The sequence below is a fragment of the Enterobacter sp. FB genome, assembly GCF_000805795.1.
GTDB classification, from domain to species: domain Bacteria; phylum Pseudomonadota; class Gammaproteobacteria; order Enterobacterales; family Enterobacteriaceae; genus Enterobacter; species Enterobacter roggenkampii.
The window spans coordinates 2,652,835-2,677,367 of the sequence record NZ_JSZC01000013.1; the positions used below are offsets into that span (position 1 = coordinate 2,652,835).

General features: G+C 57.8%; 22 protein-coding genes. 7 read left to right on the plus strand and 15 right to left on the minus strand.

Going from position 1 to position 24,533, the window contains the following annotated elements:
• The first annotated feature begins 86 nt into the window (after positions 1–86).
• A complete protein-coding gene (gene suhB / locus PI91_RS19540) occupies positions 87–890 on the plus strand; it encodes an inositol-1-monophosphatase (protein ID WP_003860668.1) in 804 nt (267 codons plus the stop codon).
• 59 nt (positions 891–949) lie between these two features.
• Here the strand turns inward: suhB and PI91_RS19545 are convergent, their stop codons facing one another.
• On the minus strand, positions 950–1,930 hold the full coding sequence (locus PI91_RS19545) for a nickel/cobalt transporter (RefSeq protein ID WP_039266859.1): 981 nt from the start codon (positions 1,928–1,930) through the stop codon (positions 950–952).
• Positions 1,921–2,559 (minus strand): DUF1007 family protein, encoded by a 639-nt coding sequence (locus PI91_RS19550; protein ID WP_039266860.1) that lies wholly within the window; start codon positions 2,557–2,559, stop codon positions 1,921–1,923. The genes PI91_RS19545 and PI91_RS19550 overlap by 10 nt, the downstream gene beginning before the upstream one ends.
• A gap of 125 nt (positions 2,560–2,684) precedes the next feature.
• On the opposite strand from PI91_RS19550, the gene csiE reads away from it, so the two are divergent.
• On the plus strand, positions 2,685–3,962 hold the full coding sequence (gene csiE / locus PI91_RS19555; protein WP_008502162.1) for a stationary phase inducible protein CsiE: 1,278 nt from the start codon (positions 2,685–2,687) through the stop codon (positions 3,960–3,962).
• Here the strand turns inward: csiE and PI91_RS19560 are convergent.
• A complete protein-coding gene (locus tag PI91_RS19560; RefSeq protein ID WP_039266861.1) occupies positions 3,957–5,102 on the minus strand; it encodes a 3-phenylpropionate MFS transporter in 1,146 nt (381 codons plus the stop codon). The two genes, csiE and PI91_RS19560, sit on opposite strands and share 6 nt — an antisense overlap.
• Before the next feature lie 173 nt (positions 5,103–5,275).
• Here PI91_RS19560 and PI91_RS19565 point away from each other — a divergent pair, with 173 nt between their 5' ends.
• Positions 5,276–5,698, plus strand: coding sequence for a DoxX family protein (locus PI91_RS19565; protein WP_023615984.1), 423 nt, complete (start codon positions 5,276–5,278; stop codon positions 5,696–5,698).
• Between the two features lie 54 nt (positions 5,699–5,752).
• Here PI91_RS19565 and glyA read toward each other — a convergent pair whose 3' ends face one another.
• Positions 5,753–7,006 (minus strand): serine hydroxymethyltransferase, encoded by a 1,254-nt coding sequence (gene glyA / locus PI91_RS19570; RefSeq protein WP_008502165.1) that lies wholly within the window; start codon positions 7,004–7,006, stop codon positions 5,753–5,755.
• Between the two features lie 304 nt (positions 7,007–7,310).
• On the opposite strand from glyA, the gene hmpA reads away from it, so the two are divergent.
• Positions 7,311–8,501 (plus strand): NO-inducible flavohemoprotein, encoded by a 1,191-nt coding sequence (gene hmpA, locus PI91_RS19575; RefSeq protein WP_039266863.1) that lies wholly within the window; start codon positions 7,311–7,313, stop codon positions 8,499–8,501.
• Positions 8,502–8,574: 73 nt separating this feature from the next.
• On the opposite strand, the gene glnB is transcribed toward hmpA, so the two are convergent.
• The 5 genes from glnB to purL all read right to left on the minus strand — a co-directional run bounded on the left by glnB (position 8,575) and on the right by purL (position 16,904).
• Positions 8,575–8,913 (minus strand): nitrogen regulatory protein P-II, encoded by a 339-nt coding sequence (glnB, locus tag PI91_RS19580; RefSeq protein WP_003860685.1) that lies wholly within the window; start codon positions 8,911–8,913, stop codon positions 8,575–8,577.
• A gap of 80 nt (positions 8,914–8,993) precedes the next feature.
• The gene (gene glrR / locus PI91_RS19585) at positions 8,994–10,331 is read right to left on the minus strand and encodes a two-component system response regulator GlrR (RefSeq protein ID WP_039266864.1); all 1,338 of its coding nucleotides are present in this window, start codon (positions 10,329–10,331) and stop codon (positions 8,994–8,996) included.
• A complete protein-coding gene (gene qseG / locus PI91_RS19590; protein WP_039266865.1) occupies positions 10,318–11,055 on the minus strand; it encodes a two-component system QseEF-associated lipoprotein QseG in 738 nt (245 codons plus the stop codon). The genes glrR and qseG overlap by 14 nt, the downstream gene beginning before the upstream one ends.
• 1 nt (position 11,056) lies before the next feature.
• On the minus strand, positions 11,057–12,484 hold the full coding sequence (gene qseE / locus PI91_RS19595; protein WP_021241873.1) for a two component system sensor histidine kinase QseE/GlrK: 1,428 nt from the start codon (positions 12,482–12,484) through the stop codon (positions 11,057–11,059).
• A 532-nt stretch (positions 12,485–13,016) separates the two neighbouring features.
• Positions 13,017–16,904, minus strand: coding sequence for a phosphoribosylformylglycinamidine synthase (gene purL / locus PI91_RS19600; RefSeq protein WP_039266867.1), 3,888 nt, complete (start codon positions 16,902–16,904; stop codon positions 13,017–13,019).
• A gap of 267 nt (positions 16,905–17,171) precedes the next feature.
• Between purL and mltF the strand changes: the two genes are divergently transcribed.
• A complete protein-coding gene (gene mltF / locus PI91_RS19605; RefSeq protein WP_021241875.1) occupies positions 17,172–18,722 on the plus strand; it encodes a membrane-bound lytic murein transglycosylase MltF in 1,551 nt (516 codons plus the stop codon).
• On the opposite strand, the gene tadA is transcribed toward mltF, so the two are convergent.
• From tadA to murQ, 4 genes are read right to left on the minus strand one after another with little or no spacing between them, the layout of a single operon-like run.
• Positions 18,610–19,149 carry a tRNA adenosine(34) deaminase TadA gene (gene tadA / locus PI91_RS19610; RefSeq protein WP_008502172.1) on the minus strand — a complete coding sequence of 180 codons (540 nt, stop codon included), beginning with the start codon at positions 19,147–19,149 and terminating at the stop codon, positions 18,610–18,612. The two genes, mltF and tadA, sit on opposite strands and share 113 nt — an antisense overlap.
• Before the next feature lie 24 nt (positions 19,150–19,173).
• Entirely contained in the window at positions 19,174–19,809 is a 636-nt protein-coding gene (gene yfhb, locus PI91_RS19615; RefSeq protein ID WP_032653055.1) for a phosphatidylglycerophosphatase C, read from the minus strand.
• A 3-nt stretch (positions 19,810–19,812) separates the two neighbouring features.
• Positions 19,813–21,174 (minus strand): PTS transporter subunit EIIC, encoded by a 1,362-nt coding sequence (locus PI91_RS19620; RefSeq protein WP_008502174.1) that lies wholly within the window; start codon positions 21,172–21,174, stop codon positions 19,813–19,815.
• Positions 21,175–21,185: 11 nt separating this feature from the next.
• A complete protein-coding gene (gene murQ, locus PI91_RS19625; protein ID WP_039266868.1) occupies positions 21,186–22,079 on the minus strand; it encodes an N-acetylmuramic acid 6-phosphate etherase in 894 nt (297 codons plus the stop codon).
• 117 nt (positions 22,080–22,196) lie between these two features.
• On the opposite strand from murQ, the gene PI91_RS19630 reads away from it, so the two are divergent.
• Both PI91_RS19630 and PI91_RS19635 read left to right on the plus strand, forming a co-directional pair.
• The gene (locus PI91_RS19630; RefSeq protein WP_023294330.1) at positions 22,197–23,045 is read left to right on the plus strand and encodes a MurR/RpiR family transcriptional regulator; all 849 of its coding nucleotides are present in this window, start codon (positions 22,197–22,199) and stop codon (positions 23,043–23,045) included.
• A 46-nt stretch (positions 23,046–23,091) separates the two neighbouring features.
• Complete coding sequence (locus PI91_RS19635; RefSeq protein ID WP_008502177.1) at positions 23,092–23,352, plus strand: YfhL family 4Fe-4S dicluster ferredoxin; 261 nt, start codon at positions 23,092–23,094, stop codon at positions 23,350–23,352.
• Here PI91_RS19635 and acpS read toward each other — a convergent pair.
• A complete protein-coding gene (acpS, locus tag PI91_RS19640; protein ID WP_008502178.1) occupies positions 23,349–23,729 on the minus strand; it encodes a holo-ACP synthase in 381 nt (126 codons plus the stop codon). The genes PI91_RS19635 and acpS overlap by 4 nt on opposite strands.
• The gene (gene pdxJ / locus PI91_RS19645; RefSeq protein ID WP_008502179.1) at positions 23,729–24,460 is read right to left on the minus strand and encodes a pyridoxine 5'-phosphate synthase; all 732 of its coding nucleotides are present in this window, start codon (positions 24,458–24,460) and stop codon (positions 23,729–23,731) included. The genes acpS and pdxJ overlap by 1 nt, the downstream gene beginning before the upstream one ends.
• Positions 24,461–24,533: the final 73 nt, after the last annotated feature.

Sequence of the window (24,533 nt, forward strand, 5' to 3'; positions counted from 1 at the left end):
TTATCATAAACGGGAGACATAATCCGATCCCGCTGCTATACTCTGCGCCGATTTTCCTGTTCTTTAACATCCAGTGAGAGAGACCGATGCATCCGATGCTGACCATCGCCGTGCGCGCAGCGCGCAAGGCGGGTAATGTAATTGCCAAACACTACGAAACGCCAGACTCCGTAGAAACCAGCCAGAAAGGCAGCAATGATTTCGTGACGAACGTCGATAAAGCCGCAGAAGCGATTATTATCGAAACGATCCGCAAATCTTACCCACAGCACACCATCATCACCGAAGAAAGCGGTGAACATGAAGGTACCGATCAGGATGTTCAATGGGTTATCGATCCACTGGATGGCACCACCAACTTCGTCAAACGCCTGCCACACTTCTCTGTGTCTATCGCCGTACGCATTAAAGGCCGTACCGAAGTCGCCGTTGTGTACGATCCAATGCGTAACGAACTGTTCACCGCGACCCGCGGTCAGGGCGCACAGCTGAACGGCTACCGTCTGCGCTGCAGCAACGCACGCGATCTGGACGGCACCATCCTGGCGACCGGTTTCCCGTTCAAGGCGAAACAACACGCGACCACCTATATGAATATCCTCGGCAAACTGTTCACCGAATGCGCGGACTTCCGTCGCACCGGTTCTGCTGCGCTGGATCTGGCCTACGTTGCCACCGGCCGCGTTGACGGTTACTTCGAACTCTCACTGAAGCCATGGGATTTTGCAGCGGGCGAGCTGATCGCGCGTGAAGCAGGTGCCATTGTGTGTGACTTCACCGGCGGTCATAACTATATGTCTACCGGCAACATCGTTGCGGGTAACCCACGCGTTGTTAAAGCCATGCTGGCCAACATGCGTGATGAACTGAGCGATGCGCTGAAGCGTTAATCCAGTTTGTTAAGCCCGGTGGCGCCACGCTTACCGGGCCTACAAAATCCCTCAGTACGCTAGAAAGGCCGCAATCCCCTTCCCACCGGCACCGCGCTCATCCACATCGTCACCGCCGCCGCTAGCAGAATCACTCCCCCCGCCAGCGCAAGCGTTGTCCACCCTATCTGTCGCCACAGCACCGGCGTTTTACTGCCGCTGAGTTTGACCGCCAGCTGACGGAAGCTGTGAACCAGCAGCGCTAAAGACGAAATGGTGAGAGAGGTTCCTGCCGCCATCGCCAGCGCCGAGAGCATTCCCCAGCCAAAGACACCTATTATCTTACTGAACAGCAGCACCATAATGGCACCCGAGCACGGGCGCATCCCCATCGAGAGAATAATCATCAGCCGGGCGCGCCAGTCGTCGCCGTTCTGTAATTGTTCCTGCGTGGGCAGATGCTGATGACCGCAGCCGCAGTATTCATCATGAACGTGGTGCGGCGTAAAGGATTTGAACGTGGGCTTTTTCAGCAGCGCGCGCAGTTTTTTCAGCGCCCGCCAGCAGAGGATCAGCCCCAGCACGCCCACCAGCGCATAGCTGCCCTTCTCCAGCCAGAAGCTGCTCATGTGCAGCTGGCGCGCCGGAAGCTGTAACAGCGAAAGCACAACAACAACCAGCGCAATCGCCACGCCGCCCTGAAGCAGCGAAGAGGCCAGCGTCAGGCCGATGCTCGATTTCAGCTTCGACGGATGGGTGGCGAGCCAGGTGGTGATAACGATTTTACCGTGCCCCGGACCCAGCGCGTGCAGCACACCGTAGATGAAGCTGAACGCCAGCAGAGAACCGCCCGCCCTAGTCGGATTCTCCGCCACCGCCTTCAGCAGCCCGCTCATCTGCTGGTTGACCTCACGCTGCCAGATGATGCTTTTCATCATCACCTGCGGCCAGGCCTGCCACAGCCAGAGCGAACCGCCGAAGGCAAACAGTAAAAAGAGCGCCAGCGGCCAGAGGTGCAACCAGCGGCGCGGTTTTCGTACCGGAGAGGAGATCACTGACATTGTAACGTTACCTTCTGTGCGAACTGTTTACCCAGTTCCATGTCCTCCGGCGGCGCATCTTCCTTATCGAGAGAGACCGCAAAGTTCAGCGTCTCTTCGCTGGGCTTCGGGGTGTGAACCGCAATTTTGCAGGTTTTTTGCAACGATGCCGGAAGCTGAACGTCGCGCTCTTCGGCATAGCTCATGTCGACGTAGTACGTTGGGTCAAAGGTGGAAAACGTATAGGTTTGTCCTGCCAGCGGCTGCGGGTGCGCCAGCGGGAGCACGAACGTCAGCACCGCCTGATGCCCGTCGCGGGACATGCCGTATTCTGTCGGGCGATTGAGGAACTTCACCTTTTGTCCGTTATGCCAGAACTCGGTGAAGTAGTGCTGACCCAGCACGTTGGCCATCACTTCCGCCGCCAGCTTTTTCCAGATTTCGTCGCCGGGCTTCGCGTTGCCCGCATCATAAAGCAGATCCGCCGAGGTGATTTCATCCATCGTCCAGCGCATTTTCAGGCCGCTCAGTTGTGTGCCGTCGGTGACCAGCTCGGTTTTCAGGCTGATAAAACTGTGAGGATGCGCGCTGGCGGTAAAGGTGATAACCGCCAAAAATAACGCCATCGCATTTTGTTTAACTGTCTGCATCAATTCCTCACGTCAAAAATTCTGTGATGTTCCCCAGCAATCCTGAGTGAAAGGCCTGCCGGCGCGCTTTTCAGCGCTCATCCTTTAGCTATTCTTATCAAACATTCACACTGGATACCCGACAGATGATGACGACGCTTGAAATTCCATCTGTGCTTTCCAGTTCGCAGCGCCGCTGCCAGGTGCTTTTGATGCTTTACCTGCCCGATGCTGCCGTCACCGCACAGAGCATAATCGCTGCCAACGGCGTGGACGACGCGATGGCACGGCAAGATATAGCCGAGACGCGCGATGAAATCCAGCGCTATCACCGGCTGGATATCGTCACGCACCACGACGGCTGCTACCGGATTGAAGGCACAGCCCTGAATCAGCGTTTATGCCTGCTGCACTGGCTGCGCCGGGCGCTGCGGCTTTGTCCGCAGTTTGTCTCGCACCAGTTTACCCCCGCATTAAAAACCGCGCTTAAACAACTCGGCATCGCGCGCCCGCTTTACGACGATGCGAACCTGCGGGCGCTGATCGGCTTCTGCTCACGCAAACTGCAGCGCCAGTTTGAATGCCGCGATGTGCAGTTTTTACAGCTCTATCTGCAATATTGTCTTATTCAGCACCAGCTCGGGAATACGCCGCAGTTTTCGCATGCCCAGCGCAGCTGGACCCAGTCGCGGGGAGAGTATTTTACGGCGCAGGAGATTGTCCGCCACTGGAAGCGGCGCGTGCCACAGGGCGCGCACGTGGATGAACAGCTGTTTCTGGCGCTGCTGTTTATGATGCTCCGGACGCCCGATCCGGTGCTCGATAAGCACCAGCAGGATCAGCGTCTACGCCGGGCCATCGTGCGCATGGTGGCCCGTTTTCGCTCGCAGACCGGAATGAACTTCAGCGATGAGCAGGGGCTGACCGATCAGCTGTATATCCATCTGGCTCAGGCGCTGGACCGTTCGCTGTTTGAGATCGGCATCGACAACAGCCTGCCGGAGGAGATCCATCGCCTTTATCCCCGGCTGTTACGCACCACGAAAGAGGCGCTGTTTGAGCTGGAGGCAGAATTCGGGCTGCGTTTTTCCGACGAAGAGATGAGCCTGGTGGCGGTAATTTTCGGTGCCTGGCTGATGCAGGAGACCGATCTGCATGAAAAACAGGTGATCCTGCTGACGGGAGACGATAAAGCCAGTGAGGAACAGATCGAACAGCAGCTTCGCGAGCTGACGCTGCTGCCGCTCAACATTCGCTACCTGACGCTGCAGGCTTTTCAGAAAGAGGGAGCGCCGCGCGAAGCCGCGCTGGTTATCACCCCCTACCCTACGGCCCTGCCGCTGTTCTCGCCACCGCTGATCCATGCCGTTGAGACACTGAACGCGCAGCAGCAAGAACATATTCGCGCCATGCTGGAATCATAGCGACGCGCGGGCGGCCACTTTAGGTCGAACAACAATGGCGGGCAAGGCGACGAGCGCCATTACCCAGAAGACGCCGTGCCCCAGGTGCTGGTAAAGGAACCCCGCAAAGACCGTCATGATCGCAATACTGCCCCCCATTGCCACTGCCGAATAGACGGCCTGCAGGCGAATCACGTCCCCGCCCTCGCGCGCTGCGATATAGCGCATGGCCGCCAGATGGCACACGGTAAAGGTGCCGCAGTGAAGAATTTGCGCCACAATCAGCCACGGCAGATCGGTCGTCCAGCCCATAATCCCCCAGCGCGCCACGCCGCACACGGCGGAAAGCAGCAGCAGGTCACGCGCGCCAAAGCGGCGGAACAGTTTTTTGCTCAGGGCAAAGATAATGACTTCGGCCACCACGCCCAGCGACCACAGATAGCCCACGGCGGAAGCGGAATATCCCGCCCCCTGCCAGTAGATGGCGCTGAAACCATAGTACGCCGCATGTGCCCCCTGAAGGAGGCACACGCACGCCAGAAAACGCCAGCTCTGTGCGACCAGGCTCTGCCATGCGGGCCAGCCCGCGCTCTCCTGATGGCGACTTTCCCCTTGCGGCATCACCGACGGTCGCAGAAGCATGCCCAGCAGCATCGAGGCAATACCGATACTCAGCAGGGCAAGAATGGCGCGGTAATCGTAGAGGCTGACCAGTTTCCCCACCAGCGCCGAGCCAATCACAAAGGCGATAGAACCCCACAGGCGCACGCGACCGTAGTCCATGGTGATCTGCTTTTGCCAGGTGTTCGCCAGGGCATCCGTCAGCGGCACCAGCGGTGAGAAGAACAGGTTAAAGCCAACCATCACCACCATCAGCCAGGCAAACTGATGGCTGACCCAGAAGCAGGCCACAAAGACCAGGGTCAGCAGAGCCAGAATGCGTACGGCCTTGATCAATAAGGAGGGATCGCTGACGCGCGGGGCGATCAGCAGGCTGCCGAGGAAACGCGCCACCAGCCCGGCCCCCAGCAGAACGCCGATGGTCTCGGGCGTCAGGCCGATACCCTTAAGCCAGACGCTCCAGAAAGGCAGAAAAATGCCGTAGCTAAAGAAATAGGTGAAATAACTGAGCGCCAGCCAGCGCGTGGAATGCAAGACCATGAATCCCTCCCGAAATCGAGGCCATAGTCTGGCGACAATATAAAAATTAAGCAAGTAGATAGCCTGCTATAAATTAACGAAAAATTAACATCTTGTGCAGTCGTCTGGCTTATGGCAGGGAATGAAAATGTGTATTACGTTTAAATTACTCCATTTGCAGAGGTATTTCTGCCATGAACTCACTACGTTATCTCGATTTTGGTCAGTCGCGTCATCTGCTGCTGCTCATTGGCCGCATCGCGCTTGTCGTGCTGTTTATTATCTTTGGTTACCCGAAACTGACGGGGTTTAGCGGTACCGTACAGTATATGACCTCGCTGGGTACGCCGATGCCCATGCTGGCGGCCATTATTGCGGTGGTGATGGAAGTGCCTGCTGCGATCCTGATCGTACTGGGCTTTTTCACCCGTCCTCTCGCGGTTCTCTTTGTCTTCTATACGCTGGGCACGGCGATTATCGGTCACCACTACTGGGATATGACCGGTGATGCGGTCGTACCGAATATGATTAACTTCTACAAAAACGTCAGTATTGCTGGCGCCTTTATTTTGCTGGCGATTGTGGGGCCAGGCGCCATCTCCCTGGACCGGCGTTAAGCCATAAAAAAAGGCCGCATGCGCGGCCTTTTTTATTTCTGCAGGGCAGAGGAATTATGCGTATACCGGGAAGCGTGCGCAGATATCCAGAACTTTACCTTTGACGCGCTCGATAACCGCTTCGTCATTGATGTTGTCCAGAACGTCACACATCCAGCCAGCCAGCTCTTTCACTTCCGCTTCTTTGAAGCCGCGGCGAGTCACGGCCGGAGAACCGATACGGATACCGGAGGTCACGAACGGGCTCTTCGGATCGTTTGGCACGCTGTTTTTGTTCACGGTGATGTTGGCGCGGCCCAGGGCAGCGTCAGCTTCTTTACCGGTCAGGTTCTTATCAACCAGATCCAGCAGGAACAGGTGGTTTTCAGTCCCGCCGGATACCACTTTGTAGCCACGGTTCAGGAACACTTCCACCATCGCTTTGGCGTTCTTAGCAACCTGCTGCTGGTAAACCTTGAACTCTGGCTCCATCGCTTCTTTCAGCGCGACCGCTTTTGCCGCGATAACGTGCATCAGTGGGCCACCCTGCGCGCTTGGGAACACCGCGGAGTTCAGTTTTTTGTACAGCTCTTCGTCACCGCCTTTCGCCAGGATCAGGCCACCGCGTGGACCCGCCAGGGTTTTGTGGGTGGTGGTGGTCACAACGTGCGCATGCGGAACCGGGTTCGGGTAAACGCCAGCGGCAATCAGACCGGCAACGTGCGCCATGTCGACGAACAGGTACGCGCCGATGCTGTCAGCGATTTCACGCATTTTTGCCCAGTCAACGATACCGGAGTAAGCAGAGAAGCCACCGATGATCATCTTCGGCTTGTGCTCTTTAGCCTGCTTCGCCATGTCTTCGTAGTCAATTTTACCGGACTCATCAATACCGTAAGGGATGATGTTGTACAGTTTGCCGGAGAAGTTAACCGGGGAGCCGTGAGTCAGGTGGCCGCCCTGCGCCAGGTTCATACCCAGAACGGTATCGCCCGGCTGCAGCAGCGCGGTGTAGACCGCGAAGTTAGCCTGGGAGCCAGAGTGCGGCTGGACGTTTGCATAGTCAGCGCCAAAAAGTTCTTTCGCACGATCGATAGCCAGCTGCTCAACGATATCAACGTACTCGCAACCGCCGTAATAGCGTTTGCCCGGGTAACCTTCAGCGTATTTGTTGGTCAGCTGAGAACCCTGCGCCTGCATCACGCGCGGGCTGGTGTAGTTTTCGGAGGCGATCAGTTCGATGTGCTCTTCCTGACGTACTTTTTCCTGCTCCATAGCCTGCCACAGTTCGGCATCATAATCGGCAATGTTCATTTCACGCTTTAACATCCGCATCTCCTGACTCAGCTAACAAGTAAATTTTGGCCTGAAAAGGCAGTCCTGTTGGACGACGGGCAACAGTATAACTGATTAGTTCTGTGATAACAGGTCTTGACAAACGATTTTACGCAAACGTTTTCCTACCCGCCACGCAAGGGTTTGAGGAATAAAGCGCTCGCCCTTTCCAGCGGATTTCTTTTCAGGTTTGTGATGCATATTTTTCATCTTGCAAAGAACCATTTACAACGCAGGGGTATTTTTTATAAGATGCATTTAAAATACATCATTAAAATGACATCAGAAGGACGCGCTCATGCTCGACGCTCAAACCATCGCTACCGTAAAAGCCACTATTCCCCTGCTGGTGGAAACCGGCCCTAAACTCACCGCCCATTTCTACGACCGCATGTTCACGCACAACCCGGAGCTCAAAGAGATTTTCAACATGAGCAACCAGCGTAACGGCGATCAGCGTGAAGCGCTGTTCAACGCCATCGCGGCTTACGCCAGCAATATTGAAAACCTGGCTGCGCTGCTGCCCGCGGTGGAAAAAATCGCGCAGAAACATACCAGCTTCCAGATCCAACCCGAGCAGTACAACATCGTCGGCACTCACCTGCTGGCGACGCTGGACGAAATGTTCAGCCCGGGTCAGGAGGTGCTGGACGCGTGGGGTAAAGCCTACGGGGTGCTGGCAAACGTGTTTATCAACCGTGAAGCGCAGATTTACAGCGAAAACGCCAGCAAGAACGGCGGCTGGGAAGGCACCCGCGCGTTCCGCATCGTTGAGAAAACCCCGCGCAGCGCGTTAATCACCAGCTTCGAGTTTGAGCCGGTGGACGGTAAACCGGTGGCCGATTACCAGCCAGGACAGTATCTGGGCGTGTGGCTGAAGCCTGAAGGTTTCCCGCATCAGGAGATCCGCCAGTATTCTCTTACCCGCAAGCCAAACGGCAAAGCCTACCGCATTGCGGTGAAGCGTGAGGACGGCGGTCAGGTTTCCAGCTGGCTGCACAACGAAGCTAACGTGGGCGACGTGGCCCATCTGGCCGCGCCAGCGGGCGACTTCTTCATGGCCGTTGAAGCGAATACCCCGGTGACGCTGATCTCTGCGGGCGTCGGCCAGACGCCAATGCTGGCGATGCTCGATACGCTGGCAAAATCACACCACGGTGCGCAGGTTAACTGGTTCCATGCCGCCGAAAACGGCGACGTGCACGCCTTTGCGGATGAGGTGAAAACGCTCGGAGCCTCCCTGCCGCGTTTCACCGCGCATACCTGGTATCGTCTGCCGACGGAAGCGGATCGCGCTGCCGCGCAATTTGACAGCGAAGGGTTGATGGATTTACGCCAGCATGAAGGTGCGTTCAGCGCACCGGAGATGCAGTTCTACGTCTGTGGACCGGTGGCGTTTATGCAGTATGCCGCGAAGCAGCTGGTTGAGCTGGGCGTGAACAAAGACAACATTCATTACGAATGTTTCGGGCCGCATAAGGTGCTGTAATGCAAAAAGCCCCTCGTTTGAGGGGCTTTTTTTCGTCGGGTGGCGGCTGCGCCTTACCCGGCCTGGAAAATGTTTAAATCGCGGCGTCGTCTTCTTCGCCGGTACGGATACGGATCACGCGCGCCACGTCAAAGACGAAGATTTTACCATCGCCAATCTTGCCGGTCTGCGCCGTGCGGATAATGGTGTCCACACAGGTATCGACGATATCGTCGCTGACCACGATTTCAATTTTCACTTTCGGCAGAAAGTCCACCATGTACTCTGCGCCACGGTAAAGCTCGGTGTGACCTTTCTGACGACCAAAACCTTTCACTTCCGTCACGGTCATCCCGGTGATGCCGACTTCCGCCAGCGCTTCACGCACATCATCCAGTTTGAAAGGTTTAATAATCGCATCAATCTTTTTCATGGTGGGTCCTTAAACTCTTGCCTGTAAGCTGCCTCGTAATCGATTGCTCACAGTACCATATTCAGGCAAATTTTGCGGTACTACTCTTTAAAATCGTTTGCTTCGAGCTCGTGGCGCGAGAGCAGCTTATAAAACTCGGTGCGGTTGCGTCCGGCCATGCGCGCCGCGTGGGTCACGTTGCCTTTGGTGATCTGCAATAGCTTGCGCAGATAGTTCAGCTCGAACTGATTCCGCGCTTCGGCAAACGTCGGCAGCGCCGTGTTTTCCCCTTCCAGCGCCTGCTCCACCAGCGCGTCGCTGATGACCGGTGAGGAGGTCAGCGCCACGCACTGCTCAATCACGTTGACCAGTTGTCGGACGTTACCCGGCCAGCTTGCGGCCATCAGCCGCTTCATCGCATCGGTGGAAAACGCGCGCACGAACGGTTTATGGCGATCGGCCGCCTGGCGTAAAAGATGGTTCGCCAGCAGCGGGATGTCTTCCGCACGTTCGGCCAGCGCCGGGATCTTCAGGTTGACCACGTTCAGGCGGTAGTAGAGATCTTCGCGGAACTCGTTGCGGGCCATCACTTTTGGCAGATCGCGGTGGGTAGCGGAGATAATTCGCACGTTAATATCGATATCGCGGTTGCTGCCCAGCGGGCGCACTTTGCGCTCCTGCAGCACGCGCAGCAGCTTGACCTGCAGCGGCGCGGGCATGTCGCCAATTTCGTCCAGGAACAGCGTGCCGCCTTCCGCCGCCTGGAATAGCCCTTCCCGGCTGCTCACCGCGCCGGTGAATGCGCCGCGGGCATGGCCAAACAGTTCGGATTCAAGCAGCTGCTCCGGGAGCGCGCCGCAGTTAATCGCAATAAAGGCGTTCTTGCTGCGCGGGCTGGCGTTGTGGATCGCCTGCGCCAGGATCTCTTTCCCGGTTCCACTTTGACCATTAATCAGCACGCTAACGTCTGACTGTGCGACCATTCGCGCCTGTTCCAGCAGGCGCAGCATCACGGGGCTGCGCGTGACGATAGATTCCCGCCAGGCTTCATCCCCCGCCGGAGCGGCATGTTCCAGCGCGCTGTCGATAGCCTTATACAGTGCGTCTTTGTCCACCGGCTTGGTCAGGAAGCTGAACACCCCCTGCTGCGTCGCGGCAACCGCATCCGGGATCGACCCGTGCGCGGTCAGGATAATCACGGGCATACCCGGCTGCTGCTTCTGGATCTCCGCGAACAACTGCAGGCCGTCCATTTCATCCATCCGCAGGTCGCTTATCACCAGATCGATTTTCTCGCGGCTGAGAATTTTCAGCCCCTCCAGCCCGCTTTCCGCGGTCACGACGCTATAGCCTTCACTCACCAGACGCATCCCCAGCAGCTTTAACAGCCCGGGATCGTCATCCACCAGTAAGAGATGGGCTGGTTTACGGATCGTCATGCTTCACATCCTCTTGTTTCGGCGTATCGCTGTCCGGCGCAGCGGATGAACTCCCCGGCTGATATTTACGCGACGAGAGCTGTCTTTCGATATCGGTCAGGTTCTCCAGCTTGCGCGTCGTGGTATCCAGCTGGGTACGTAAATGTTGCTGCTGTTGACGCAGCGTATCCAGCTCGCTGTCGGTTGACTGTTGCAGCTTGCTGTAGCGGGAGCGCTCTTCAGAAAGCTGAAGCTGTAGCGTCTGTCCCTCGCGCCAGAGCTGGTATACCGGGCGGATCTGTACCGGAAGATTGACGACAAAGGTGTCCAGCCGGGTCACGTTGGTGCGGCGTTCGACGGGAGTGATTTTCGCATCTGCGAGTAAAATCCCACGCTTGAAGGCGTCCTGCCAGGTATCATCATCCAGCATCGCCGCTTTCGCGCGGGCGTCGACCGGCGCCAGACGCTGGGCGCAATCTATCCCGCGCAGCCAGAACAGCGGGTTAGTTTCGACGTCATGGCCTGAGAGGTTCCAGATGTCGTCGCAGCGGGTTGAGAGGAAATCGGCCAGCTGGTTATCGGGCCATTTATCTTCTTGTTTATCGCTAATCGCACTTTGCGGCACATGGGAAACACACCCTGCCAGAAATACACAGGGCAGGCTCAGGCGAAGCGTGCTGCGGGAAAACACCGCGCGTACGGCGCGGGAAAAGACGTGTGACATACTCACCAGACATAGATTCATTTTATTGATTTTTCCGGCTCAGGGGCAGTTCAATACGGAAGCAAACATCCGAACGTTCGTCCGTGGCGATGTTAAGCTCACCCTGCATGCGTCGTATGCAGTCCCGGGCGATGCTTAAGCCCAGACCACTGCCTTTCACCGCACCTTTCCGCTGATGACTCCCCTGGAAAAAGGGCTCGAAGATCATGGTTTTTTCGTCATCGGGGATCGGGGTGCCGGTGTTAGCGACGTCTATAAACACCCGGGAACCCTTCGTATAGCTTCGGATATAAATGTTACCGGATTCAGTACCATAGTGCACCGCATTGGAATAAAGATTATCCAGCACGCTCATTAACAGCATGGGTTCAGCGAGACAGGTCGGCGCATTCAGCTCTACACCGGTATGCATCATTTTAGCTCTTGCTGGCAGGCTATGGGCGGAGATCACCATATCCACCAGCGGTTCAATGTCGACGTTTTCCAGTACGACCGCTCCGTCAGCCAGCTTGCGGTTGTAATCCAGCAGCTGCTCAATCAGCTTCTGCAGATTGCGGCTGCTGTTATCCAGGATCTCGACAATTTCTTTCTGTTCGGGCGTAAGCGGCCCAGCCACTTCGTCCGCCAGCAGCTCCGTCCCTTCGCGCATGCTGGCCAGCGGCGTTTTAAGCTCATGGGAGATATGGCGCAGGAACTGATGACGCTGTGATTCAAGCCACGCCAGGCGCTCGGACAGCCAGATGATACGCTGACCGACGGAACGCAATTCGCGGGGACCTTTAAAAGCGACCGTATCCCCGAGCGATTTCCCCTCCCCCAGGCGGTTGATCATCCGCTGGATACCCTTCACCGGGCCGATGATCATGCGGGTAAAGAGCAGCACCAGCCCGAGGCTCACGAGGAACAGCACCAGCGCCTGCCAGCCGAAGAACTGGCCGCGCTCGGCAATCTCCTGCTGAAGCTGCTGGCCACGAGAGAAAATTACCGTGCGGGTTGACTGCACCATCTCGGTATTGGCGTTGGCGAAGGCTTCCAGGCGCGCGGCGGCGGCGGCATCGGGTCCACTGTTGTGGCACTGCAGCTGCGCAAGATCGTTCAGATCCTGACGTAACGCCTGATACAGCTTGTCGTCAGGCAATACGCCGGCGTGGGCGTCCAGCATCTCGCTGTAGCGCTTGCGCTGACTCTGGTACACCTTTTCCAGCGTGCGATCGTCAAGCACGCAGTACTGACGATAGCTACGCTCCATCTCAAGCGCGGCGTTGGTCATGGCTTCACTGCGTCTTGCGTCAATAAGCGTCGTGCGGTTCGTCAGTGCCGCCTGGGCACTCAACGCGTTCAGGCTTTGCCAGGCCTGCCAGGCAAGGATCAGCAACGGCAGCAGGATCAGCAGGAAGGCCATCATCACGAGCTGTCGCAGGGAACGGGGAAAGACGGGCCAGCGTTTCAACGCATTACTCTCTTAATGGGGATATACGCAGAGCGTAACTGAGTCTGCCCTTCAGATACAACAAAGCCGGGTAAAAACCCGGCTTTGTCATGGAATGAGGCGGTGCCTAACTCGACGTTTCGCCCTGGCCTGATAAAGCATCGCTATGATCAGTAGTTGGACGGCAGGCACCTTTTTGTGCGTCATTCGAAGTTTATGTAGCACGTCCCGAAGGGGCTGACATAAGAAGGTGAATGAGCCACTGGTTAATATTATGCAACACCCATGCCAGAATGCAAAACAAAATATTAACACATTGAAATTTATGATTTTTAATGGCTTAACCCGTTCATTATCGGTTGAATGATTTCCAGGCTAAGTGTCGCTGTTCAGCAACACCTTAACGGGAATCTTTTCTGCCACATATAAATCAATAGGTTAAATGTCTCCTTTTGGAGACACTCAAACCAAAGGGTTGTCGCGATTTTGCGACAGAGACAAAAAAGCCCGGTGGCGCTCGCGCCTACCGGGCCTACAGTCAGGATGCTGAAACTTAACCCAGCTGCTTACGGGCGTTGCGGAAGATGCGCATCCACGGGCTGTCCTCGCCCCAGTTTTCCGGGTGCCAGGAGTTGCTCACGGTGCGGAACACGCGTTCCGGGTGCGGCATCATGATGGTGGCACGACCGCTTTCGCTGGTCACCGCCGTAATACCGTTGACGGAGCCGTTCGGGTTAGCCGGATAGGTTTCTGTGACCTTGCCGAAGTTATCGACAAAGCGCAGCGCCACCAGACCTTTGCTCTCCAGCTGAGCCAGATGCGCAGCATCACGCACCTCTACCTGACCTTCACCGTGGGAAACGGCGATTGGCATCTGTGAACCGACCATACCCTGCAGCAGCAGAGACGGGCTCTGGGTCACTTCCACCAGGCTGAAGCGCGCTTCGAAGCGGTCAGACTGGTTACGCACAAAGCGCGGCCAGGCTTCGCTGCCCGGGATCAGCTCGCGCAGGTTAGACATCATCTGGCAGCCGTTACACACGCCCAGCGCCAGCGTCTGCGGACGGTGGAAGAAGGTTTCGAACTCGTCGCGCACGCGGCTGTTGAACAGAATGGACTTCGCCCAGCCTTCGCCCGCGCCCAGCACGTCGCCGTAGGAGAAGCCGCCGCACGCCACCAGCGCCTGGAAATCTTCCAGACCGGTACGTCCGGCCAGCAGATCGCTCATGTGGACGTCGATAGCGTCAAAGCCCGCGCGGTGGAAGGCAGCCGCCATCTCAACGTGGGAGTTAACGCCCTGCTCGCGCAGCACCGCCACTTTCGGACGCGCGCCGGTCGCAATGTACGGCGCGGCGATGTCTTCGTTGATGTCGAAGGAGAGCTTCACGTTCAGGCCTGGATCCTGGTCATTGGCCTTCGCGTTGTGCTCCTGATCGGCACATTCCGGGTTATCACGCAGGCGCTGCATCTGCCAGGTGGTTTCCGCCCACCACATGCGCAGCGTGGTGCGGCTTTCGCTGAACACGGCGTGACCGTCAGCTTCAATGACGAAGCGGTCGCCCTGAACGGCTTTACCCAGATAGTGCACGCAGTCAGCCAGGCCATGCTGCGCCAGAATCGCTTCAACCGCATCGCGATCCGCCGCACGCACCTGAATCACGGCGCCCAGCTCTTCGTTGAACAGCGCCGCCAGACGGTCTTCGCCAAGCGTAGCGATGTTCGCTTCCACGCCACAGTGGCCGGTGAAGGCCATCTCTGCCAGGGTCACCAGCAGGCCGCCGTCGGAACGGTCGTGGTAGGCCAGCAGCTTACGCTGCGCCACCAGCGCCTGAATCGCGTCGTAGAAGCCTTTCAGCTGCGCCACGTCGCGCACGTCGGCTGGCTTATCGCCGAGCTGACGGTAAACCTGCGCCAGCGCGGTAGCGCCCAGCGCGTTGTGGCCTTTGCCGAGGTCAATCAGCAGCAGGGCGTTATCTTCAGTGGAAAGCTGCGGCGTAACGGTATGACGCACGTCTTCCACGCGCGCAAACGCGGTGATGACCAGCGACAGCGGAGAGGTCATCTCGCGCTGCTCGCTGCCTTCCTGCCAGCGGGTTTTCATCGACATGGAGTCTTTGCCCACCGGAATGGTCAGGCCGAGGGCAGGACACAGCTCCTCGCCCACCGCCTTCACGGCTTCATACAGGCCCGCGTCTTCGCCAGGGTGGCCGGCAGCGGCCATCCAGTTGGCGGAAAGCTTAATACGTTTGATATCGCCAATCTGCGTCGCGGCGATGTTGGTCAGCGCTTCACCGACGGCCAGACGGGCAGAGGCCGCGAAGTCCAGCAGCGCGACCGGGGTGCGTTCACCCAGCGCCATCGCTTCGCCGTAGTAGCTGTCGAGGCTCGCGGTGGTCACGGCGCAGTTCGCCACCGGGATCTGCCACGGGCCGACCATCTGGTCGCGGGATACCATACCGGTCACGGTACGGTCGCCGATGGTCACCAGGAAGGTTTTCTCAGCAACAGCTGGCAGGTGCAGCACGCGATTAACGGCTTCAGCTACGGTAATGCCCTGACGATCCAGCGCTTTGCCCGCCGCCTTACGGGTCTGCACGTCGCGGGTCATCTTCGGCGTTTTTCCGAGCAGGACGTCGAGCGGCAGATCGATCGGCTGGTTGTCGAAATGGGTGTCACTCAGAGTCAGGTGCTGCTCTTCGGTCGCTTCACCGATGACGGCATACGGCGCGCGCTCGCGGCGGCACAGCTCGTCAAACAGCGGCAGCTGATCCGCCGCAACGGCCAGCACGTAGCGCTCCTGGGATTCGTTACACCAGATTTCCAGCGGGCTCATGCCCGGCTCATCGCTCAGGATGTCGCGCAGGTTGAAACGACCACCGCGGCCGCCGTCGCTCACCAGCTCCGGCATGGCGTTGGACAGACCGCCCGCGCCGACGTCATGGATGAAGAGGATCGGGTTAGCATCGCCCAGCTGCCAGCAGCGGTCGATCACTTCCTGGCAGCGACGCTCCATCTCCGGGTTGTCACGCTGCACGGACGCGAAGTCGAGATCCGCATCAGACTGGCCGGAGGCCATCGAAGAGGCCGCGCCGCCGCCCAGACCGATGTTCATTGCCGGGCCGCCGAGCACGATCAGCTTCGCGCCGACGACGATCTCGCCTTTCTGCACGTGATCGGCACGGATGTTGCCGATCCCGCCCGCCAGCATGATCGGTTTGTGGTAGCCGCGCAGCTCTTCGCCGTTGTGGCTGTCCACTTTCTCTTCATAGGTACGGAAGTAACCGTTCAGCGCCGGACGACCAAATTCGTTGTTAAACGCCGCGCCGCCCAGCGGGCCTTCGGTCATGATATCCAGCGCGGTCACGATGCGCTCTGGCTTGCCGAAATCTTCTTCCCACGGCTGTTCAAAGCCCGGGATACGCAGGTTGGAGACGGAGAAACCGACCAGACCCGCTTTGGGTTTTGCACCACGACCGGTCGCCCCTTCGTCACGGATTTCACCGCCGGAGCCGGTCGCCGCACCCGGCCACGGGGAGATCGCCGTCGGGTGGTTGTGGGTTTCCACTTTCATCAGGATATGCGCGGGCTCCTGATGGAAGTCATAGCGCCCTGCTTCGCGATCGGCGAAGAAGCGGCCCACCTCAGAACCTTCCATCACCGCGGCGTTGTCTTTATAGGCAGACAGCACGTGGTCAGGGGTTTGCTCCATGGTATTTTTGATCATTTTGAACAGCGACTTTGGCTGCTGTTCGCCGTCAATAATCCAGTCGGCATTGAAAATCTTGTGGCGGCAGTGCTCCGAGTTCGCCTGCGCGAACATGTAGAGTTCAATGTCGTTCGGGTTACGGTTGAGCTTAACGAACGCATCCTGCAGGTAGTCGATTTCGTCTTCTGCCAGCGCCAGGCCGAGACGCAGGTTGGCGTCAATCAGCGCCTGACGGCCCTGCCCCAGCAGGTCCACGCTCTGTACCGGCGCAGGCTGATGGTGGGAGAAAAGCTTCTGCGCGTCATCAAGAGAGGCAAATACGCTCTCCATCATGCGGTCGTGCAGTTCAGCCGCAACCGCCTCCCACTGCGCGTCGCTCAGGGTAGAGGCTTCCACGTAGTACGCTACGCCGCGCTCCAGACGGTTAATCTGGCTCAGGCCACAGTTGTGGGCGATGTCGGTGGCTTTGGAAGACCAGGGGGAGATGGTGCCCGGACGCGGCGTCGCAAGGATCAGTTTGCCGGTTGGCGTATGGCTGCTGAGGCTTGGGCCATACTTGAGCAGGCGTTCCAGCTGTACGCGCTCCTCTGCATTCAGGGGGGCATTCAGGTCAGCAAAATGGACATACTCAGCGTAAATATTGCTTACCGGAAGGTCGGCCGCCTGAAAACGTGCCAGCAGTTTGGTAATACGGAAGGCAGACAGTGCAGGCGAACCACGCAGAATTTCCATCATAAGTCTCTCGTCTTCGAAGCGCCGGGGCGCTTACAGTGTGCGCAAGGGGGGAAAACGGGCGTCATTATAGAGAATCCTGAGCGCCGACGAAACCGTTTGCGTCGAAATAAAATTGACGAAGAGATTTAACAATAGATGTGACCTGTCTCTCTAATTGGTTGCCAAGTGGCGCAAGTTTACGCAAAATGCCGCTCATTCAATGGCAAACCTTATTGTTAACATGGCTACAGCAGACTGAGGCAACCGGCGTCGCAGAGAATTAACTTATTGAAAAAATTAAAGATTAATTATCTGCTCATCGGCATTGTAACGTTGCTGTTGGCAGTGGCCCTCTGGCCTTCCATCCCCTGGATCGGCAAAGCCGAAAACCGTATCGCCGCCATTCAGGAGCGGGGGGAATTGCGCGTCAGTACCCTTAACTCTCCGCTGATTTACAGCGACATCAACGGCAAAATCATTGGTCTGGATTATGAACTGGCACAACAGTTCGCCGATTATCTTGGCGTGAAGCTAAAAATCACCGTCCGCCAGAATATCAACCAGCTGTTTGACGACCTCGATAACGACGATGCCGATATGCTGGCCGCCGGGCTGGTGTATAACAGCGAGCGCAGCAAAAACTACCAGCCGGGCCCGACCTACTACTCCGTTTCGCAGCAGCTGGTTTATCGCGTCGGGAGCCTGCGCCCGCGCTCGCTGGCGTCGATTAACGATCGGCAGCTGACGATTGCCCCCGGTCACGTGGTAATTGACGATCTGCGCGAGCTCAAGGAGAAGAAATATCCGGACCTGAGCTGGACGGTGGATGCGAAACTCGGCACGACGGAGCTGCTGGAGCAGGTAAAAGATCAGAAAGTCCCCTACACCATCGCCGATTCGGTCGCGATCAGCCTGTTCCAGCGCGTGCATCCTGAAATCGCCGTGGCGCTGGACGTCACCGACGAGCAGCCTGTGACCTGGTTTACTCAGCTCGATGACGATCAGACCCTCTCTGCCGCGATGCTCGATTTCTTCAACACCATGAATGAAGACGGTACGCTGGCGCGCCTGGAGGAGAAGTACCTCGGGCATGGTGATGACTTTGACTACGTTGACACCCGCAGCTTCCTGCGTGCGGTAGACAGCGTCCTGCCGGACCTGCAGCCGCTGTTCGAAAAATACGCCCAGGAAATTGACTGGAAACTGCTGGCGGCTATTTCTTATCAGGAATCCCACTGGGATACCCAGGCCACGTCTCCGACTGGCGTACGTGGTTTGATGATGTTAACCAAAAATACCGCGCTGAGCCTGGGCGTCAATGACCGTACCGATGCGGAGCAGAGCATCAGCGGCGGCGCGCGCTACCTGCAGGATATGATGGCCAAAGTCCCGGAAACGGTGCCGGAAGAGGAGCGGATCTGGTTCGCGCTGGCGGCCTACAATATGGGCTATGCGCATATGCTGGATGCGCGAGCGCTGACGGCCAAAACGAAAGGCAACCCGGACAGCTGGTCAGACGTAAAGCAGCGCCTGCCGCTGCTGAGCCAGAAGCCATGGTATAACAAGCTGACGTACGGCTACGCGCGCGGGCATGAAGCCTACGCCTACGTGGAAAATATCCGTAAATATCAGATTAGCCTGGTCGGTTATCTGCTGGAGAAAGAGAAAGAGGCGACAGAGGCCAAACGGCTGGCCCAAAGCTACCCTGTCGTGGCGCCGGACGAGCTTAACCGTCCGTCGGCTTCAATTCTGCCTTTTGCTGCTTTTTCTGCTGACGGCGCATTCGAAAGAAATCGCTTAATAGCCCCGAACACTCTGGTGCAAGCACCCCGCCGATAGTCTTCACCTGGTGGTTCATCCCCGGGTGACCCAGCACGTCCATCAGCGAACCGGCCGCGCCGGTTTTTTCATCCCGCGCACCGAAGACCAGAGTCCCGATCCGGCTGTGCACCATCGCCCCGGAGCACATCACGCACGGCTCCAGCGTCACATACAGCGTGGTATCAAGCAGGCGATAGTTTTGCAGCACCAGACCGCCCTGACGAAGCGCCATGATTTCGGCGTGCGCCGTCGGATCGTGGCGGCCAATGGGACGGTTCCACCCTTCACCAATCACCTGGTTATTGTGGACCAGCACGGCGCCCACGGGCACTTCGCCCTCGTCCCAGGCACGCTGAGCGAGCGTTAGCGCGTGGCGCATCCAGTATTCATGTGAGAATTCAGGGTTGGACAACGGTTGATACTCCAGTCGAAAAGCGGGCGGCATTATACACACCCCTTATGGATAAGACTATTCGAGTTGCTGAAGTTCACCTGATGGCGTGACGCGCCAGCGGTGCTGGCAAAAATAGAGCAGCGGGTTGTCCTGCTTGCTGTCGCTGTAGCCGCTGTACAGGCGCAGTGGCGTGCCGATACGTTTTTCCAGCTGGACCACTTTTTCATGCCCCAGGCAGCGCATCGTCAGCACCCAACCGCCGTAGCCGCGGGCAATTTGCGTGGCGATAAGATTCACGCGCGGTAGCCAGGGGGTATCAAAGTAGACCTGCTCCACCAGCGTCTGCGGGGAGCCGGTAATCAGCCAGATGTCGGCATCGTTCGCGTCGAGATAGCCGGTCAGGCGCGCCTGCACCACCGGGAATGCGGCAACGTGGCCGCGGAACCAGTGCGCAAAATCCTGCTCGAGCTGTTTGAGGCGCGCTTCGCTGTGCCCAAACGTACATCCCCACAGCAGCAGGCTCATTGGCCATCGCGCCGCACGGCCCTTCACCAGCAGCGCGATCCCAATAACAGGTAAGAGCGGTAGCACGAGCAGCGCATTCAGAGGCTGACGCCGCAGCAGGTAACGCATAAACGTACCAAACATATCCTGCTGATGCAGCGTGCCATCCAGGTCGAAAAAGACAACGCGACGCCCGTGATTTGCCAAACCTTACTCCTCTGGGTCGTTGAAACCTAACAGCCAGGTAAACAGGAACCCGGCGATCACCGCTACTAAATAGCCTAACAGATAGAGCACCACTTTTCCGGTCACGATGGTTAATGCCAGCGGTAACCCCGAGAGACCAAAGGTGATGACGGTGGCAACTTTCCAGTAGCTGATCAGCGCCCCGCCTACCGCGCCGCCCAGACAGGCCGCGAGGAACGGTTTACCCAGCGGCAGCGTAACGCCGAAAATCAGCGGCTCGCCAATGCCGAGCAGTCCGACCGGGAGTGCGCCTTTAATCATTTTTTTCAGACGCGCGTTGCGGGTTTTCATCAGTACCGCAATTGCCGCGCCGACCTGCCCTACACCCGCCATCGACAGGATAGGCAGCAGCGCGTTATAGCCGTGCGCCTGCACCAGCTCGACGTGGATCGGTACCAGCCCCTGATGCAGGCCGGTCAGCACCAGCGGCAGGAAGGTACCCGACAGCACCGCGCCCACTAACAGGCCGCCGCGGTCAATCGCCAGAGAGGCACCGTGGGCGATGGCCTCAGAGATCCACCCGCCTAACGGCTGGAGGGCGACAATCGCTACGCTACCGGTAATCAGCGTGGTCAGCAGCGGGTTGAGGATAAGCTCAATCGAGCCGGGCAAAACCGCGCGCAGCCTTTTCTCGATCCAGCACATCAGGATGACCACCAGCAGCACCGCGATCACCCCGCCGCGTCCCGGCTGAAGCGCCTCACCAAACAGCGTGATCTGCGCCAGCTGCGGGCTGGACAAGATGCCCGCCATCACCCCGCCCATCGCCAGCGATCCGCCAAACACCTTCGCGGTATTCACCCCGACCAGAATGTTCATGATGGCGAACACCGCGCTGCCGAAAATCCCGAGAATCCCCAGCAGGTTCGGATACTGCGTGGCGAAATCCCCCACAATATCCGGCCGCTTGAGGATATTGATGATCCCGGTGATCAGGCCTGAGGCAATAAACGCCGGGATCAGCGGAATAAAGACGTTTGCCAGCTGTCGCAGCGCGTCGCTCATCGGGGCTTTGTATTTCGCCTTTGCCTGGGCTTTGGTGCGTTCAGCATCGTCAATCGATACGCTCGCACTCACGCCCATCAGCGCGCGCATGGCATCGACAACCTGCGCCGCTTTCCCTGGGCCGACGATCAGCTGGTGCTGCTGCCCCTGTTTCACGTAGCCGCTGACGCCGGAAAGCTGCTTCAGACGCGGCACGTCAAGCTGGTCGTCGTCATGCACCTCGACGCGCACGCGCGTCATGCAGTTTTCGAGACGCTGAATATTTTGTTCCCCACCAATCCCCTGCAGGATACCGCTGGCGAGCGCTGCTGTTTTGTCCATACACGCCTCTGTTAGTGTTCTAATGCCGCCCGTAAGAAACCGTTATGCGCATCGAGTTTGGCTCTTGCGGCCGCCGCATCCAGCCCGCTTAAGATCATCAAAATGGCCGGTTTAACATCGTGATCGGTCTGTTTGAGTACCGCTTCCGCCTCTTCGCGGCCTGCGCCCGTCGCCTCCATCACCATGCGGCAGGCTCTGTCCACCAGCTTGACGTTGGTGGCCTGCATATCCACCATCAGGTTCTGATACACCTTGCCGAACTTCACCATCGCGCCGGTGGAGATCATATTGAGCACCAGCTTTTGTGCGGTCCCGGATTTCAGGCGCGTGGAGCCGGTGAGCGCTTCCGGCCCGACAACTGGCGAGATAGCAATAGCGGCCACCTGCGCAATCGGTGAGCCAGGGTTGCAGGAGATGGCGACCGTCGTACAGCCGGTCTGGTTGGCGTATTCCAGCCCGCCAATCACGTACGGCGTGCGCCCGGATGCCGCCAGCCCGACCACCAGATCCTTCGCGGTCAGATTAAGATCCTTCAGGTCATCCTCACCCAGCTGTTTGTTGTCTTCCGCCCCTTCAACGGCTTTCAGCAGCGCACCGGGGCCACCGGCGATCAGCCCAACTACCAGACCATGCGGGACCCCAAAGGTTGGCGGACATTCTGACGCGTCCAGGACCCCTAAACGGCCGCTGGTCCCCGCCCCCATGTAAATAATGCGTCCACCGGTCTTGAGGGCTTCCGCAGCCGCATCGACCGCTTTCGCCACCTCGGGTAATGTCTCTTTCACTGCCTGCGCGACCAGCGTATCCTGTTGATTAAAGCGGTTAACCAGCTCCAGGGTGGAGAGCGCATCCAGATCCATGGTTTGCGGGTTACGTGTTTCAGAAACAAGTGAGCCAAGATTCATTTTTGTACCTCAAGAATTTTTAATTCATAATAATCACACTATAATGGAATATAAAATTCATTCAGGCGAGCAAAATCCGTATTTGCGCAGATAATCACATTTTCGCCAGGAGACCGTATGAACTGTTTAATTCGCATTCGCCAGCGCTACGCAGGCTTTGCCCAAAGCGACAAGAAGCTGGCGGATTTTCTGCTTTCTCAACCCGACCACGCGCGCCATCTCAGCTCGCAGCAGCTGGCGAGTGAAGCCGGGGTGAGCCAGTCCAGCGTGGTGAAATTTGCGCAGAAGATTGGCTTTAAGGGATTCCCCGCCCTCAAGCTGGCGATCAGTGAAGCGCTGGTCAGTAACCCTAACCCGCAGTCCATGCCGGTGCATAATCAGATCCGCGGAGACGATCCGATGCGGCTGGTCGGCGAAAAGCTGATCAAAGAGAACGTGGCGGCCATGCATGCGACGCTCGATGTGAATACGGAAGAGAAGCTGCTGGAGAGCGTGGCGATGCTGCGCGGCGCGCGGCGGATCGTTCTGACCGGCATCGGCGCGTCCGGACTTGTGGCGCGTAACTTTGGCTGGAAGCTGACAAAAATTGGCCTTAACGCCATCGTCGAGCAGGATATGCACGCCCTGCTGGCGACCGTACAGGCGATGGATCCTGACGATCTGCTGCTGGCGATCTCCTATTCCGGCGAGCGCCGCGAGATCAACATGGCCACCGACGAAGTCCTGCGCGTCGGCGGTAAAATTCTGGCAATCACCGGTTTTACGCCGAATGCCCTACAGCAGCGGGCCACGCGCTGTTTATATACCATTGCCGAGGAACAGGCCACGCGCAGCGCGGCTATCTCGTCCACCAGCGCACAAATGATGCTGACGGACCTGCTGTTTATGGCACTGGTGCAGCAGGATCTGGAGCGTGCGCCCGAGCGCATTCGCCACAGCGAAGAACTGGTAAAGAAACTGGTTTGACGCGTATAATGCCCGCCCAGTTTGTGTTGTTTCTGAGAATTTCCTGATGGCGCTGTTAATTACCAAAAAATGCATTAATTGCGATATGTGCGAGCCCGAATGCCCGAACCAGGCCATTTCGATGGGCGACAGCATTTATGAGATTAACAGCGACCGCTGCACCGAATGCATCGGCCACTATGAGACACCGACCTGTCAGAAAGTGTGCCCGATCCCCAATACCATCCTGAAGGATCCGGCACACGTCGAGAGCGAAGAGCAGCTGTGGGATAAGTTTGTCCTGATGCACCACGCGGACAAACTTTAACTTTCGATGATCACCGTAGCGCTGGCATAGTGGCGTTCATCCGCGATCGTCACGTGGACGTGATTCACGCCGAGCTTCTCTGCCAGCTTTTGCGCCTCGCCCCATAAACGCAGGCTTGGCTTACCCAGCTCATCGTTAAACACTTCAAACTGGTTGAACGCCAGACCGTTACGAATGCCGGTCCCGAAGGCTTTGGCGGCCGCCTCTTTTACCGCAAAACGCTTCGCCAGAAAACGCACCGGCTGCTGATGCGCTTCCCAAATGGCCCATTCGTTATCGCTCAGCACGCGCCTTGCGAGGCGATCGCCGCTGCGGGCGATCACCGCTTCAATGCGGGCTATTTCCACGATATCGGTGCCTAAGCCCAGAATGGCCATTACTGACGCGCTTCCAGCATCAGGCGTTTCATTTCCGCGACCGCCTCTTTCAGGCCGCTCATCACCGCGCGCCCAATGATCGCGTGACCGATGTTCAGCTCGTGCATTTCCGGGATGGCGGCAATGGCCTTCACGTTATGGTAGGTCAGGCCGTGACCGGCATTGACCTTCAGACCCAGGCTCGCCGCGTAGGTGGCCGCTTTAGCAATACGCTCCAGCTCTTTCGCCTGCTCGGCATCGTTTTTGGCATCGGCATAGCAGCCGGTGTGAATTTCGATATACGGCGCGCCCACGTCGGCTGCCGCTTTAATCTGGGTGAAGTCGGCGTCAATAAACAGCGAAACCAGGATACCGGCATCAGCCAGGCGCTTGCAGGCATCGCGCATTTTGTCGAGCTGGCCGGCCACGTCCAGACCGCCTTCGGTCGTGACTTCCTGGCGTTTTTCCGGCACCAGGCAGCAGAAGTGCGGCTGGGTCTCACAGGCAATGGCGAGCATCTCTTCGGTGACCGCCATCTCCAGATTCATACGGGTGTCCAGCGTCTGACGCAGAATGCGAACGTCGCGGTCAGTGATGTGGCGACGGTCTTCTCGCAGGTGAACGGTAATGCCGTCGGCGCCAGCCTGTTCAGCGATAAACGCCGCCTGAACCGGATCGGGATACGCCGTGCCGCGCGCATTACGCAGCGTGGCGATATGATCGATGTTGACGCCTAACAGTAATTCAGCCATGACAATCCTCGGTATTTTGGTTCATTTCCCTCCCCCTCTCCCTCCGGGAGAGGGCTGGGGTGAGGGGGAAAAA